This window comes from Sphingomonas hengshuiensis (genome assembly GCF_000935025.1).
GTDB lineage: Bacteria > Pseudomonadota > Alphaproteobacteria > Sphingomonadales > Sphingomonadaceae > Sphingomonas > Sphingomonas hengshuiensis.
In genome coordinates this window covers 755323-769057 of record NZ_CP010836.1, presented here as the reverse complement: position 1 = coordinate 769057, position 13735 = coordinate 755323, and the positions used below count along the sequence as shown (strand labels likewise).

General features: G+C 69.1%; 12 protein-coding genes. 5 read left to right on the top strand and 7 right to left on the bottom strand.

What is annotated here, in order from left to right:
* Positions 1-41 precede the first annotated feature (41 nt).
* The 3 genes from TS85_RS03610 to TS85_RS03600 are packed head-to-tail and all read right to left on the bottom strand — an operon-like array spanning position 42 to position 4058.
* Positions 42-1271: a pyridoxal-phosphate-dependent aminotransferase family protein gene (locus TS85_RS03610; RefSeq protein ID WP_044330472.1), complete on the bottom strand. Its 1230-nt coding sequence runs from the start codon at positions 1269-1271 to the stop codon at positions 42-44.
* Positions 1261-2496, bottom strand: coding sequence for an allantoate amidohydrolase (locus TS85_RS03605; RefSeq protein ID WP_044330471.1), 1236 nt, complete (start codon positions 2494-2496; stop codon positions 1261-1263). Before TS85_RS03605 ends, TS85_RS03610 begins: the two co-directional genes overlap by 11 nt.
* The gene (locus TS85_RS03600) at positions 2490-4058 is read right to left on the bottom strand and encodes a gamma-glutamyltransferase family protein (protein ID WP_044330470.1); all 1569 of its coding nucleotides are present in this window, start codon (positions 4056-4058) and stop codon (positions 2490-2492) included. Before TS85_RS03600 ends, TS85_RS03605 begins: the two co-directional genes overlap by 7 nt.
* 145 nt (positions 4059-4203) lie before the next feature.
* Here TS85_RS03600 and TS85_RS03595 point away from each other — a divergent pair, with 145 nt between their 5' ends.
* Positions 4204-4833: a TetR/AcrR family transcriptional regulator gene (locus TS85_RS03595; protein ID WP_044330468.1), complete on the top strand. Its 630-nt coding sequence runs from the start codon at positions 4204-4206 to the stop codon at positions 4831-4833.
* Positions 4834-5102: 269 nt separating this feature from the next.
* Here TS85_RS03595 and TS85_RS03590 read toward each other — a convergent pair whose 3' ends face one another.
* Positions 5103-6437, bottom strand: coding sequence for a sensor histidine kinase (locus TS85_RS03590; protein ID WP_044330465.1), 1335 nt, complete (start codon positions 6435-6437; stop codon positions 5103-5105).
* Positions 6434-7099 carry a response regulator gene (locus tag TS85_RS03585; RefSeq protein ID WP_044330462.1) on the bottom strand — a complete coding sequence of 222 codons (666 nt, stop codon included), beginning with the start codon at positions 7097-7099 and terminating at the stop codon, positions 6434-6436. Before TS85_RS03585 ends, TS85_RS03590 begins: the two co-directional genes overlap by 4 nt.
* Before the next feature lie 110 nt (positions 7100-7209).
* On the opposite strand from TS85_RS03585, the gene TS85_RS03580 reads away from it, so the two are divergent.
* Both TS85_RS03580 and ybaK read left to right on the top strand, forming a co-directional pair.
* Positions 7210-7788 carry a hypothetical protein gene (locus tag TS85_RS03580; protein ID WP_052507710.1) on the top strand — a complete coding sequence of 193 codons (579 nt, stop codon included), beginning with the start codon at positions 7210-7212 and terminating at the stop codon, positions 7786-7788.
* Positions 7789-7887: 99 nt separating this feature from the next.
* Positions 7888-8361 carry a Cys-tRNA(Pro) deacylase gene (ybaK, locus tag TS85_RS03575; protein ID WP_044330459.1) on the top strand — a complete coding sequence of 158 codons (474 nt, stop codon included), beginning with the start codon at positions 7888-7890 and terminating at the stop codon, positions 8359-8361.
* A 601-nt stretch (positions 8362-8962) separates the two neighbouring features.
* Here the strand turns inward: ybaK and TS85_RS03570 are convergent.
* Complete coding sequence (locus TS85_RS03570) at positions 8963-10240, bottom strand: Xaa-Pro dipeptidase (RefSeq protein ID WP_044330456.1); 1278 nt, start codon at positions 10238-10240, stop codon at positions 8963-8965.
* Between the two features lie 72 nt (positions 10241-10312).
* Between TS85_RS03570 and TS85_RS03565 the strand changes: the two genes are divergently transcribed.
* Positions 10313-11704: a M20/M25/M40 family metallo-hydrolase gene (locus TS85_RS03565; RefSeq protein WP_052507709.1), complete on the top strand. Its 1392-nt coding sequence runs from the start codon at positions 10313-10315 to the stop codon at positions 11702-11704.
* A gap of 165 nt (positions 11705-11869) precedes the next feature.
* Here the strand turns inward: TS85_RS03565 and TS85_RS03560 are convergent, their stop codons facing one another.
* Positions 11870-12460: a TetR family transcriptional regulator C-terminal domain-containing protein gene (locus tag TS85_RS03560; RefSeq protein WP_044330453.1), complete on the bottom strand. Its 591-nt coding sequence runs from the start codon at positions 12458-12460 to the stop codon at positions 11870-11872.
* A gap of 80 nt (positions 12461-12540) precedes the next feature.
* Here TS85_RS03560 and TS85_RS03555 point away from each other — a divergent pair, with 80 nt between their 5' ends.
* Positions 12541-13722 carry an aromatic ring-hydroxylating oxygenase subunit alpha gene (locus TS85_RS03555; protein WP_044330451.1) on the top strand — a complete coding sequence of 394 codons (1182 nt, stop codon included), beginning with the start codon at positions 12541-12543 and terminating at the stop codon, positions 13720-13722.
* Positions 13723-13735 lie beyond the last annotated feature (13 nt).

The window sequence follows — 13735 nt, the reverse complement described above, 5'->3', positions numbered from 1 at the left end:
TTCGCGCTCCCGCAAGGAGGAGGTGCGGTCGTCCGCCCGCATCACGCTTCATAGCTCCGCAACGCCGCGTCGACGCCGGCCCCCGCCTCGCACGCAAAGCCCTCCGCGCGCAGCACCGCCTCCAGCGCGCCCAGCGTAATCAGCACCTTATGCTTCATCGCGTTGTAGCCCATCGCGCCGATCCGCCAAACCTTGCCGGTGAGCGGGCCGAAGGCGGTGCCGATCTCGATCTCGAAATCGTCGCGCATCCGCCGGCGCACCGCCTCGCCGTCGACGCCCTCGGGAATCACGATCCCGGTGACATTGGTCATCCGGAAGCGATCGTCGCCATAGACCGTCAGCCCCAGCCCGCGCGCGCCCGCCGTCACCGCGCGGCCCGCCGCGGCGTGGCGCGCGAACCGCGCCTCCAGCCCTTCGCCCAGCGCGACGCGGGCGCATTCGCGGGCGCCGTACAGCATCGTCGTGGCCTCGGTGTGGTGGTTCAGCCGCTTTTCGGACCAATAGTCCATCACCATCGCAAGATCGAAATAGTTGGAGCCGATCCGGCTGCCCGCACCGTTGGCGAGATCGTCGCGCGCGATGCCCCGCTCAACATGGCGCCGCGCCAGGATGTGGGCGGCGGCACGGTCCGAGATCGTGATCGGCGCCGATCCCGATGGCCCGCCCAGGCATTTCTGGAGCCCGCCGGTGACGACGTCGATGCCCCATTTGTCGGTCTCGATCGCCATCCCGCCAAGCGTCGCGGTGGCATCGACATAGCTATACGCGCCCGCCGCGCGGCACAGCGCGCCCAACCCTTCGAGCGGTTGCGCCATCGTGGTCGAGGTGTCGCCATGGACGCTCGCGACCACCTTTGGCGCCACGCGCTCGATCGCCGCGGCGATCCGGTCCATCGGCACGGTCTCGCCCCAGGGCACCGACAGCATCTCGATCTTCGCGCCGATCCGCTCGCCAATCTCGCGCAGCAACAGCCCGAAACGCCCGAAGTCGACCACCAGCAGCGTGTCACCGGGCGCGAGCAGCGACACGAGAGACGCCTCGATCGCCGCCCGCGCGGTGCCGTCGATCAGGAAGGTCCAGCGGTTCTGCGTCCCGAATATCGGGCGATAGAGCGCCATCACCTGCTCCATATAGCCGGTCATCTCGGGATCGAACTGGCCGAGCAGGTCCGCCGACATCGCCCGCAGCACGCGCGGATGCGCGTTGACCGGGCCGGGCCCCATCAACAGGCGGTGCGGCGGATCGATCTCGCCAAACAGGTCAGGCGGCATATCGCGCTCCCAGGCGATCGAGGAAGCCAAGCATCACCTGGAGCGCGATTTCCGCGTCTTCGGGGGCGACATGCTCGGCAGGGTTGTGGCTGACACCGCCCCGGCACCGGATGAACAGCATCGCAGTCGGGCAGAGCGCCGCCAGGATCATCGCATCATGCCCCGCCCCGCTCACCAGCGAGAACGGCGCAATCCCCAGCGCGGCGACCGATGCTTCCAGCAGGCCGGACAACCGGCCATCGCAGGGTGCGGCAGCAAGATCGTTCGTACGCTGAATATCGAAGTCGACGTGGCGTATGTCGGCGATCGCGTGAATCCGGTCCAGAATGGCCTCTGCCGCAGCGTCGCGCCGGGCCTGGTCGCCCGCGCGGATGTCGAGCGTGAACGTCACCTGTCCCGGGATCACGTTGCCCGCGCCGGGCGCCACGTCGAGCTTGCCGACCGTCGCCACCAGATCCGATGCGTCGCGCCGCGCGACGTCCTCGACCGCGAGCACCATCTCCGCGGCGGCGGCCAGCGCGTCACGGCGCAGGCCCATCGACGTGGTGCCGGCATGGCCCGCAATGCCGGTGACCGCGACGCTGTAGCGCAACTGCGCGGCGATCCCGCTCACGATCCCCACCGGCAGCCCCGCCGCCTCCAGCGTCGGCCCCTGCTCGATATGCGCCTCCAGATAGCCGAGCGCGCCGGGGTGCCGCGCCTCGGCGAAGCGCAGCGTCGAAAGCTCGAACGGGGCAAGCGCCTCGTCGAGCGAAAGCCCGGTGCGATCCTCGGTTTCGAGCATCGCGGGATCGAGGCTGCCTGCCACTGCCCGGCTGGTCAGCATCGCGACCGGGAAGCGCGAGCCTTCCTCGTCGCCGAACGCATAGACTTCGATCGGAAACGGCATCCGCCGCCCCGCCGCATGGAGCGCGGCTACCACCTCGATTGCCAGCATCACGCCGAGCGGGCCGTCATAGCGCCCGGCATCGCGGACGCTGTCGATATGGCTGCCCAGGATCAGCGCGGGCACGTCCGGCCGGGAGCCTTCGTAGCGACCGATCAGGTTGCAGGCTTCGTCGATGCGCGTCGCCATCCCCGCCTCCTGCATCCACCCCGCCAGCGCGCGCTGGGTCGCGGCGAAGCCGGGCGTCAGGTACGCGCGGAACAGCATGCCGCGCGCGTCGCTATAGGGTGCGGCGCCCAGTTCGTCGCAGCGCGCGACCGCCCGCGCCCCGCCTACCATGCCGCCACCTGGCCATCGCTGCGCGGATCGGTGGCGCCTTCGAGCATGCCTGAGGGATGGCGCACGATCGCGCCAGAATGCCCCATCATCGACGTGAACGGATCGACCAGCTCGACCTGGTGCCCCGCCGCGCGCAGCCGCGCATACAGGTCCGGATCGAAGCGATCCTCCAGCTTCAGGCTCACGCTCTCGGCGCCCCAGGTGCGCCCCAGCAGCCAGCGCGGTCGCGTAATCGCCTCCTGCAGCGGCACGCCGAGCCAGGCATAGCGCGAGAAGAGCGCCGCCTGGGTCTGCGGCTGGCCCTCGCCGCCCATCGTGCCATAGGCCATCACCCGCCCGTCCTCGAACCGCGCCAGCGCAGGGTTGAGCGTGTGGAACGGCTTGCGCCCGGGCCGGAGCGCGTTCCACCCGTCAGGGGCGAGCCGGAAGCTGCTGCCGCGGTTCTGCCAGGTGATGCCGGTGTCGGGCAGCACCACGCCCGATCCGAACTCGAAATAGGTCGACTGGATGCAACTCACCACGCGCCCCTCGGCATCGGCGGCGCCGAACCAGCAGGTGTCGCCGGGCTGCGGCGGGTGCGGCCAGGGCAGCGCCTTCGCTGCATCGATCCGCGCCGCCATCGCATCCAGCGCGGCGGCATCATCGAGCAGTGCCTGCGGATCGACATCCATATAGGCCGGATCGCCGACCTGTGCGTCGCGGTAGAGAAATGCCTGTTTGGTCGCCTCGACCAGCCCATGGACATGCGCGAATCCGTCCGCCGCGCCCGCAGCCAGCCGATGCGCGAGCGCAAGGATCAGCAGCGAGGCAATACCCTGAGTCGGCGGCGCGGTGTTGAACAAGGTGGCGTTTCCGACGCGGACGCGCAGCGGGTGGGGCGTCGCGGCGGCATGGCGCTGGAGATCGGCGAGCGCCACGGGGCTGCCCAGATCGCTGAGCGCGCGCGCAATGTCCGCGGCCAGGCTGCCGCGATAGAAGCTGCCGAGCCCCTCCGCCGCCAGCCGCCGCAGCGTGGTGCCGAGCGCGGGCTGTCGGAGCAGATCGCCTTCCCGACAACCGTCATAGGTCGTCGCCCATGCGCCGAGCTGGTCACGCAGTTCGGCACGCTTGGTGGCAACGATCTCCGCCCCGCCGCGCGTAACCGCGACGCCGTGCTCGGCATAGTGGATCGCGTCGCGCAGCAGCCGGTCGAGCGGCAGCGCGCCGCCGCCGCGCTCCAGCGCCGCCTGCCAGCCCGAGATCGTCCCCGCCACGGTGTTCGCCGCGAGCGGACCGCGGCTGGGCACCGCGCCGAGCCCGGCATAGAGCGCAAGGTCGGCGCTGGCCGCAGCCGCGCCGCACGCATCGATAGCCCAGGTCGTCCCATCGGGTTCGGCGACCAGCCAGAAGCCGTCGCCGCCGATCCCGGTCATGTGCGGATAGACCACCGCGAGCGCCGCCGCGACGGCAACGATCGCCTCGATCGCATTGCCGCCGTCCTGAAGCACCCCCAGCCCTGCCTGGGCCGCGAGGTGATGCGGCGCGGTGACCACGCCGCGGCGTGCCCGGACGCTGTGCAGCATCAGCGGCAGTCCCCCCGTGCATCGGCGTCGGCGTGGCGCATCAAACCTCCTGCCCACCAGCCTATCACGCCCCTTTCGCAGCGCAACATCGAATTCAGTAATTACTTACTTACCGTCTCGGGCGCACCGCGCTACACTGGCCGGGATGGCAAGCGAGACGGCGAAGCGCGATCCGGCCCGCACCCGCGCGGCATTGCTCGAGGCGGCAACGCGCGATTTCGCCGCAAACGGCTTCGCAGGCGCGCGCACCGAGCGCATCGCCGCCACCGCCAAGTGCAATATCCGGCTGCTCTACCATCATTTCGAGAGCAAGGAGGGCCTGTACCGCGCCGCGATCGAGGCCGCCTATGCCGACCTCCGCGCCCGCGAGGCCGAACTGGAATACGACCTTGCCGACCCGCTAGGCTGCATCGACCGGCTGCTGCGCTTCAACTTCGCCTATTTCGAAGCCAACCCCGACCTGGACGGCCTGCTGCGCGTCGAGAACGCGTTTCAGGGCCGCTTCATCCGGCAATCGCGCCAGGTTCTGGGCGAAGGCCAGGGGCTGCGCGCGCGGATCGAGGCGGTGCTCGCCGCCGGCGTCGAACAAGGCACGATCCGGCCCGGCGTCGACCCGCTCCAGCTCTATGTCACGATCGCGGGGCTCAGCCGGTTCCACCTCGCCAATGCCTGGTCGCTGGCGATCGGGCTCGACCAGGATCTGACCAGCCCGGCATGGCGGGCCGAGCGGCTCGAGCACTGCTCGGCGATGCTGCGCGCCTGGCTCGCACCTTAGGGCCCGTGGGGATTCGCCGTGAATTGATGACCGCAGCGGCAAGGTAGATCATGGCCTTCTTGATGCCCAACGCCTGCGGATAGCGCACCGCGATCTTCTCCGCCTTCCGGTCGAACAGCAGGAACATGCGGATGAATTCGAGCGGGCGGTCCTTGGCCAGCATTCTCACCAGCAACCGATCCTGATCGGTGACAAGCTGCTCGCCGCCCCAAAGATGGTCGAAATGGCGTTTCCGGCGCACTGGATCGCGCGGGATTTCAGGAAAGCCCTCAGGCGCCTTCGCCACCCCTCGAAAGCGGAACCGTCACCGATGCCGCCAGTCCGCCGCCTGCCGCTTCGTCAAGCGTAAGCGCACCGCCATGGAGCGTCGCGAGTTCGCGCGCGATGGCGAGGCCGAAGCCGTGACCGTCGCTGCGCTCGTCCAGCCGCACCCCGGCCTGGGTGGCGCGCGCGCGATCCTCGGTGGGGATGCCCGGGCCGTCATCGGCTATCGTGATGCGCGCAACCCTGCCTTCGGCCCGCGCGCGGACTGCAACGCGCGAACGGGCATGGCGCATGGCGTTGTCGAGGAGGTTTCCGAGCAGTTCGTCGAAATCCGCCGGGTCGATCGCGACCATCAGATGGGGGGTGACGTCGACCGCTATCGCGATCCGGCGATCCGCGTGGAGGCGCGCGATCACCTCCAGCAACGCGCGCACCGCAGCGTCCAGCGGGGTCGCCGCGCGAGTCGATGCCGCCGCCATTCGTGCGCGGGCGAGATGATGGCGGATCGTCCGGTCGATCCGCTCGACCTGCTGTTCACGCGGATCGCCGCGGAGCGCCAGCGCCAGTGTCGCGACCGGCGTCTTCAGCGCATGCGCCAGATTGGCCGCCGAGCCCCGCGCGGCGGCGAGCGCGGCTTCGTTGTCGCGAACCAGCGCGTTCAGTTCGTCGGCAAGCGGGCGCAGCTCGCTCGGCTGGGCGCCGCCGATGCTATGCGCGCCGCCCGCCCGGATCGCGACCACCGCATCGCGCAGGCGCCGCACGGGCCGCAGCCCCAGCCGGATCTGGAGCCACGCCGCCGCCCCGAGCACCAGCCCCAGCGCCGCCAGCGTCAGCAGGAGCGGCAACAGCGTATCGCGCACCGGTCGTTCGATCACGTCGCGCGGGGCCGCGGCGGTCAACAGCACCACGCCCGCGCTGGTCTGGATGCGGAGCTGGCGCGCATGCACCCGCTCTCCCCTGGCATCGCGCCCGTCGATCGGCCGCACCGGTTCGGCGCCCGCATCGTGCTCCCGCCGGGGCCGCGGCGGCGCGATGTCGGCGACCGGCATGTCGTCCGACCCGAAACCGGCCAAGGGCGTCTCGATGCGCCATCGCCAGCCCGGCCCCGCCTCCAATGCGCCTTGCAGCCGAGCCAAGCGGGGGCGATCGATCGACCCGTCATTGCCGACCGCGCTCGCGATCAGCGCCAGTTCGGCATCCAGCCGCCGGTCGATCCCCTGGGTGACGAACCGCGCCAGCACGCCCGCGATCAGCGCCCCCGCCAGGGCCAGCGCGATCGCCGTCGCGACTGCCGACAACAGCAGCATGCGCCCCTGGATCGAGTGCGGGACCAGCCTCATGCCGTGCCGTCCCTCAGCATATAGCCGCGCCCGCGAACCGTTTCGATCCGGTCGGCGCCGATCTTCTTGCGCAGCCGCCCGACAATGACCTCGAGGCTGTTCGAATCGACATCAGCATCGCCTTCATAGACGCGCTCGAGCAGCGCGAGACGCTCGATGACCGCGCCCTTCGACAGCATCAGCGCCGACAGCACGCGCCATTCGAGCGCCGTCAGCCGCAGCGGCAGGCCGTCGAGTTCGAACTGCCCGGTCTGCGATTCGAAAGCGAGCGGGCCGCTTTCGATCCGCGTCGCGGCGTGCCCCGCCGAACGCCGCACCAGCGCGCGGAGCCGCATCGTCAGTTCCTCGATCCGAAACGGCTTGGTCAGGAAATCGTCGGCGCCCGCCTTGAACCCCGCCACCTTGTCCGACCAGGCATCGCGTGCGGTCAGGATCAGCACGGGCACGCTGCGCCCCGCCGCGCGCCAGTCGCGCAGCACCGTCACGCCGTCCTTGCCGGGCAAACCGAGGTCCAGCACGACCGCGTCATAATGTTCGGTATCGCCGAGATGCGCGGCGTCGATTCCGTTCGCGACCAGATCGACCGCGCAATTTTCCTGCCGAAGCGCCTGGGCGATCGCGGGCCCCAGGTCGGGATCGTCCTCTACGAGCAGAATGCGCATGCCGGCTGACTAGCTCCGCTGCTTAAACCGAAACTGAACGCGCGGGTTCAGCGGGGTGTGGGCACTGCCTGCGTAGAAGCTTCTTCATCGACATGTGAAGGAGAAAGACGATGACGGGTTTCAAGGACAGGTTGCCGCAGCTTGGACGGCGCAGCGGACTGGGCATCGGCGCGGCGGTGTTGCTGGCGCTGGGCGCCGCGGGCGGCGCAGGCGCGGTGTCGCTGACGCGGCCCTCGGTTCAGATGGCGCCGATGGTGAACACCCCGATCGCCAAATTGGCGGCGAGCAGCGGCATCGTGACCGTGAAGGGCCGGATTGCGGAAGTCTATGGCGACCGCTTCGTGCTCCAGGACCAGACCGGACGCACGATGATCGACGCCGGTCGCGAAACCGGGGCGAGCCCGGTCGTGGGCCAGACCGTCACCGTGCAGGGGCGTTTCGAGGAGGGCCAGTTGCACGCCGCCTATCTGGTCGGCCCGGATGGCAAGGTCAGCGTGATGGGTCCGGCAGGCGGGCCTCGCCCCGACGGCCCGCCGCCACCGCCGGGAGGCCCGCGTGATCGGCCTGAGCCCGCGCCGCCGCCCGCGCCCGCGGGCTGCGGGGTTGCCGCGCCGCAGCCGGGCACCGCGCCGGGCGCCCCGCCCCTCCCGTCGCGGCGCCCGTTGCGGTTGCGGCGCCCCCGACGCTGAACGCGCAATAATCTCCCTGGCCCGGCTTCCCGACGGGAGCCGGGCCAGATGCGTAGGGGCTGGCTTCACCCGCTCCCGCTCGCTCGCTATAGCCGGGCCATGGCAGCCACCACCCCCGCGACCAAGGCGCTCGACGCCGCCGGAGTGGCCTTCACGCTGCACCGCTACGGCTATGATCCCGGCGCCGAGCGCGTCGGGTTGCAGGCGGCGGAGGCACTGGGCGAGGCGCCGCAGCGCGTGCTCAAGACGCTGATGGCGCTGGTCGACGGCAAGCCGGTCTGCGCCATCCTGCCCTCCGACCGCGAAGTCGCGATGAAGAAGCTCGCGGCGGCGTTCGGGGGCAAGGCGGCGGCGATGATGAAGCCCGCCGATGCCGAGCGGATGACCGGATACCGCGTCGGCGGGATCAGCCCCTTCGGGCAGCGCCGCCGCGTGCCGACGGTGATCGAGGCGACGGCGCTTGCCGAGGCGCTGGTCTATCTCAACGGCGGGCAACGCGGGTTGCAGGTCCGGCTGGATCCCAATGCGGCGGCGGCGGTGCTGGGGGCCGTGGCCGTGTCGCTGGTGGCGTGAGCTATACCCGCGCCATCCGGGGAAAAAGAAAGAAGGTTTCTCGCGCAAAGACGCAAAGCCGCAAAGAAGGAAGAGGGCCTGGCGGCGCAGCCTGATGTCCTTCTCTTTGCGGCTTTGCGCGATAATATTCTGGAAGTTTTAGCGCACACAAAGCCACGAAGGCACGAAGCAAGAAACGCCCAGCACAATTCTTCTTCGTGCCTTCGTGGCTTTGTGTGAGAATAATCTGCCTGCGGCTGGTTGCGTGAGCAATGGCGCGGGAGGACTTATCGTATGCTTGAATTTTGTACACAAAACCACGAAGCCACGAATTAAAAAACCAGCCCGTACGGCGATCGGTGCGGCCCCAGTCGATATTCCTGGGATAAAAGTAAGATTTTTTCGCGCAAAGGCGCAAAGAAGAAATACGCCCGGCGGCGCGGCCTGACTTCTTTTCTTTGCGCCTTTGCGTCTTTGCGCGAGAAATATTCTTGAAGTTTTAGCGCACACAAAGCCACGAAGGCACAAAGGAAGAAACGCCCCTGCACCCTTCCTCTTCGTGCCTTCGTGGCTTTGTGTGAGAAAAATCTGCCTGCGGCGCACCGCCCCCGGAGTGCCAGGGTCAGTCGACGACCACCCCGCCCTTCATCACTGCCGCCGGGCGCTCCAGCACGCGGATGTCGCGCAGCGGATCGCCCGGCACCGCGACCATATCGGCATAGCGCCCCGGCGCGATGGCGCCGACGTCCTTGTCCCAGCGCAGCAATTCCGCCGCGACCGTCGTCGCCGACTGGATCGCCTGCATCGGGGTCATCCCCCATTGGACCATGTACGCGAACTGGCGGGCGTTGAACCCGTGCGGATACACTCCGGCATCGGTGCCGAACGCGATCTTCACCCCGGCTTTCACCGCGGCGCGAAACCCCTCGCGCTGGGCGACCGTGGTCTCCAGATTCTTGCGCAGATATTCGGCGGGCCAGCCGGCCTTGCGCCCCTCGGTATCGATATAGTCGCCGTTATAGATGTCCATGACCAGCCACACGCCGCGCGCCTTGGCCAGCGCGATCCCCTCGGCATCGATCAGCGAGGCATGCTCGATCGAACGAACCCCGGAGCGGATCGCGGCCTTGATGCCCTCGGCGCCGTGCGCGTGGGCCGTCGCATAGCCGCCATTGGCAGCCGCCTCCGCCACCGCCGCGCGCATCTCGGGCTCGGACAGCTCCAGCCGACCGGGCTCGGTGCCGACCGCCAGCACCGCGCCGGTCGCGAGCAGCTTGATGCTGTCGACGCGGTGCTGGAATAGATACCGCACCCGCTCGCGCGCCTCTTCGGGGCTGCGGACCACGCCCATCCGCATGTCGGCGGGGATCGTCACATCGGGCGCAAAGCCGGTGACGTCGCCGCCGCCGCCGGGAACGGTGATATAGGCGCCGACCACGTTCATCCGCGGCCCCGGCACCCATCCCGCCGCGATCGCATCGCGCAGCGCCACGTCGCTGAGGCCGCGATAGGTGCCGACGTCATGGACGCTGGTGAACCCGGCGCGCAGCGTCGCGCGGGCATTGTCGGCGCCCTTCAGCACCGTCTCGGCCTGCGAATGGAGAAGGGGCGTCGCGGGGTTGGAATCGGCGAAGTCGGCCAGATGCGTGTGCATGTCGATCAGTCCGGGCAGCACGGTATAGGCGGTCCAGTCGGTCACCGGCCCGTCGCCGGGCGCGCCCGTCCAGGGCGCGACCGATGCGATGCGCTCCCCCTCGATCCGCACGAGCTGGTCGTCGAGCACGCGGCCCGCCACCACGTCGACCAGATGCCCGGCATGGACATAGCGGACCTGCGCCGCCGCGACGCCCGGCACCAGCAGCAACGCCGCCACCACAACGCGCTTCACAAAATTCCGCATATCCCCCGCGCCCCCGTTGACCCACCGCCGATGCGGGCTAGTTTTACGCTCGTTCAACAGGGAGACAAGCCGATGCGCGCGCTCGGATATGCTGCACTTCTGGCGCTGGCGACCGCCGCCCCCCATGCCGCCTTCGCGCAGGGCAATCCGCAGGCCGAGGCGGAGGCGCTCGACCTGCTGAAGCGCGGCATCGCCTTTCGCACCGTTGCCGGGCCGGGCAACCAGACGCCCGCTTATGCCGCCTATCTGAAGGGCGTGCTGGTCGCGGGGGGCTTTGCGGCGGAGGATGTGCGCGTCGAGACGGTCGACGACACCGCCTATCTGGTCGCGCGCTATCGCGGCACGGGCAAGGCGAAGAAGCCGATCCTCGTCTCCGGCCATATGGACGTGGTGGAGGCCAAGCCCGCCGATTGGGAGCGCGATCCGTTCACCCCGGTCATCGAGAATGGCTATATCTTCGGTCGCGGCGCCAGCGACATGAAATATGATTTGTCGACGATGGTAGCCACCATGCTCCAGCTCAAGCGCGAAGGGTTCAAGCCGGGGCGCGACATCGTGCTGCTGTTCTCGGGCGATGAAGAGACGTCGATGAAGACGACGATGGCGCTCGCCGATCAGTTTCCCGATGCCGAGCTGCTGCTCAACATCGATGGCGGCGGCGGCGACTATGACGAGGCGGGCAAGCCGCATCTGTTCGGGGTGCAGGGCGCGGAGAAGACCTATGCCGATTTCGCGCTGACCTTCACCAATCCCGGCGGCCATTCGAGCGCGCCGCGCAAGACCAATGCGATCACCCAGCTCGCCCGCGCGCTGGAGCGGATCGGCGCCTATGAATTTCCGGGCCAAGTCAACGAGATCACCCGCGCCAGCCTGCTCGCCAGCGCGAGCACCGAAGCCGACCCCAGGCTGGCCGACGCGATGCGCCGCTTCGCCGCCAACCCGGAGGATGCGTCGGCGCGGACCACGCTGCGCGCACAGCCGGGGCTGGTGGGGCAGACCGGCACGACCTGCGTCGCGACGATGGTGAATGCCGGCCATGCGCTCAACGCGCTGCCCCAGCGCGCGACCGCGAACATCAATTGCCGCATCTTCCCCGGCACCCCGGTCGCCGCCGTCGCGGCAAAGCTGGTCGAAGTGGTCGGCGATCCCGCGATGAAGATCGAGACGCTGGAGAGCGGCAGCGTCGCCAGCGACGCATCGCCGCTGCGCCCCGATCTGATGGCGGCGGTCACGGGCGCGGTCCATGCCCGCTTTCCGGGCGTGCAGGTGGTGCCGGTCATGTCCTCGGGCGCGACCGACAGCATGTGGTTCCGGGCAAAGGGCGTGCCGAGCTATGGCATCAGCCCGGTATTCTCCAAGGCATCGGACAGCTTCGCGCATGGTCTGAACGAACGCACGTCGCTGGGCGAAATCGCGCCGTCGATCGTGTTTTACAAAAGGGTGCTGACCGCGCTGGCAAAATAGCCCATTCCGCCCCGGAACGGGGAGGGGGACCATGCGCAGCATGGTGGAGGGGCCGCGCCGCAGGCGCGGGACTCGCGAGCCGATAGCGACCCCGCCGTCTGCGCGGCACCCCTCCACCACGCCCTGCGGGCGCGGTCCCCCTCCCCGTTCCGGGGAGGAATTGGGTTACCCCAGCAGCACTGCAATCCAGCGCTCCGCGATCGTCGCGGCATCCTCCGCGCTCACGGCCTCAGGCGCGAGGCACAGTTCCAGCCATAGCCCGTCAACCAGCGCAGTAAGCGCGATCGCCGCCAGCCGGACCTCGCCCGCCGGAACCCCGCACTCCGCCATCAGCGCCTCCAGCCCCGCGCGATATTCGCCATAAACCTGCGCATGGAGCGCCGCCATGTCCGGGTTCGCCTTGGCCAGCGACCAGAAGGCGATCCACGTCGCCAGCAGCCGCGGATCGGCGATCGGGTCGCGGAAACTGGCCGAGACATAGGCGAGCAGCCGCGCGCGCGGATCGGTGCCCGCCCCGGCAACGGCATCGGCCAGCGCGATCGTCACCCGCTCGCCCGTCGCGCGATACGTCTCGGCGATCAGCGCGTCGATGCCTTCGAAATAATGGCGCAGCAGCCCCGGCGACACCCCCGCGCGCGCACAGATGGTGCGGACAGAGGCGCCGGAGGCCCCCCGCTCGCCCAGCACCTCCGCCGTCGCCGCGATCAGGCTGGCACGGCGGGCGTCGGGTTCGGCACGGGTGTAGCTGCGGGTCATGCGGTCGGGTTCTACACCGGCACCGCTTGCGCGACACCCCTTGCTATTATACACTCGTGCAACAACTCCAGGAGCCGCGCATGGCGCATCGTTTCGCAGAGGCAGAGCGGGCCGATCCCGACGACGGGCTCAGCCTGCCCGGCTGGCTCTATACCGATCCCGAATTCCTGGGCGTCGAGATCGACCGCGTGTTCCGCCCGTCCTGGCAGATCGTCTGCCATGTCAGCGACATTCCGGCGCCCGGCGATTATCACACGCTCGACTATATCGGCGAAAGCGTCCTCGCGATCCGGGGGCAGGACGGGGCGGTGCGCGCCTTCACCAATGTCTGTCGCCACCGCGCGATGCGGCTGGTCGAGGGGCCGGCGGGGTGCGCGAAGAAGCTGGTCTGTCCCTATCACGCCTGGACCTATGAGACTGACGGGCGGCTGTCGGGCGTGCCGATGCGCGCCGACTACAGCACGCTCGATCCGGCGCAGCACGGGCTCGCGCCGGTCGATGTCGAGGTCTGGCGCGGCTTCGTGTTCGTGCGTCTGCGCGACGATGGCGGGCCATCGGTCGCGGCGATGATGGCGCCCTATGATGCCGAGATCGCGCCCTATCGCTTTGAGGAGATGCGCACGATCAGCCCGGTGCGGCTGCGCGATCGGGCGGTCAACTGGAAGAATGTCGGCGACAATTATTCGGACGGGCTCCACATCCCCGTGGCGCATCCGGGGCTGACCCGGCTGTTCGGCAAAAGCTATGCGATCGAGGCGCAGCCCTGGGTCGACAAGATGTCGGGGTACCTCACCGACCGGCCCGGCAATCTGTGGGAGGAATTCTACCGCCGCCATTTGCCGCACGCGCCGCACCTACCGCCGGAGAACCAGAAGCTGTGGCTCTATTACAAGCTGTGGCCCAACCAGGCGTTCGACATTTATTCGGACCAGATCGACTTCATGCAATGGCTGCCAACCGGCCCGACAAGCTGCGTGCTGCGGGAAATGGCGTTCGCGCTGCCCGACGACCGGCGCGAGATGAAGCTGGTGCGCTATGCCAATTGGCGGATCAACCGGATGGTCAATGCCGAGGACACCTGGCTGATCACCAATGTCCAGCAGGGCATGGCCTCGCAAAGCTATACCGTCGGCCCGATCGGCGACAGCGAAGTCTGCCTGCGCAGCTTCGCGCGCAAGATACGCGGGCTGATCCCCGAGGCACGGCTGCACCGCGCGCCGGCGCCGGGGTGGTCGCGGCGGGGGCGAGCGCTGGCGGACTAGCCCCCTGCCCGCT

Bases quoted from the DNA above. Each gene is read 5' to 3' on its own strand.
- TS85_RS03610 (WP_044330472.1), bottom strand. From the start codon at position 1,271: ATGCCGCCTGACCTGTTTGGCGAGATCGATCCGCCGCACCGCCTGTTG.
- TS85_RS03605 (WP_044330471.1), bottom strand. From the start codon at position 2,496: ATGGTAGGCGGGGCGCGGGCGGTCGCGCGCTGCGACGAACTGGGCGCC.
- TS85_RS03600 (WP_044330470.1), bottom strand. From the start codon at position 4,058: ATGCTGCACAGCGTCCGGGCACGCCGCGGCGTGGTCACCGCGCCGCAT.
- TS85_RS03595 (WP_044330468.1), top strand. From the start codon at position 4,204: ATGGCAAGCGAGACGGCGAAGCGCGATCCGGCCCGCACCCGCGCGGCA.
- TS85_RS03590 (WP_044330465.1), bottom strand. From the start codon at position 6,437: ATGAGGCTGGTCCCGCACTCGATCCAGGGGCGCATGCTGCTGTTGTCG.
- TS85_RS03585 (WP_044330462.1), bottom strand. From the start codon at position 7,099: ATGCGCATTCTGCTCGTAGAGGACGATCCCGACCTGGGGCCCGCGATC.
- TS85_RS03580 (WP_052507710.1), top strand. From the start codon at position 7,210: ATGACGGGTTTCAAGGACAGGTTGCCGCAGCTTGGACGGCGCAGCGGA.
- ybaK (WP_044330459.1), top strand. From the start codon at position 7,888: ATGGCAGCCACCACCCCCGCGACCAAGGCGCTCGACGCCGCCGGAGTG.
- TS85_RS03570 (WP_044330456.1), bottom strand. From the start codon at position 10,240: ATGCGGAATTTTGTGAAGCGCGTTGTGGTGGCGGCGTTGCTGCTGGTG.
- TS85_RS03565 (WP_052507709.1), top strand. From the start codon at position 10,313: ATGCGCGCGCTCGGATATGCTGCACTTCTGGCGCTGGCGACCGCCGCC.
- TS85_RS03560 (WP_044330453.1), bottom strand. From the start codon at position 12,460: ATGACCCGCAGCTACACCCGTGCCGAACCCGACGCCCGCCGTGCCAGC.
- TS85_RS03555 (WP_044330451.1), top strand. From the start codon at position 12,541: ATGGCGCATCGTTTCGCAGAGGCAGAGCGGGCCGATCCCGACGACGGG.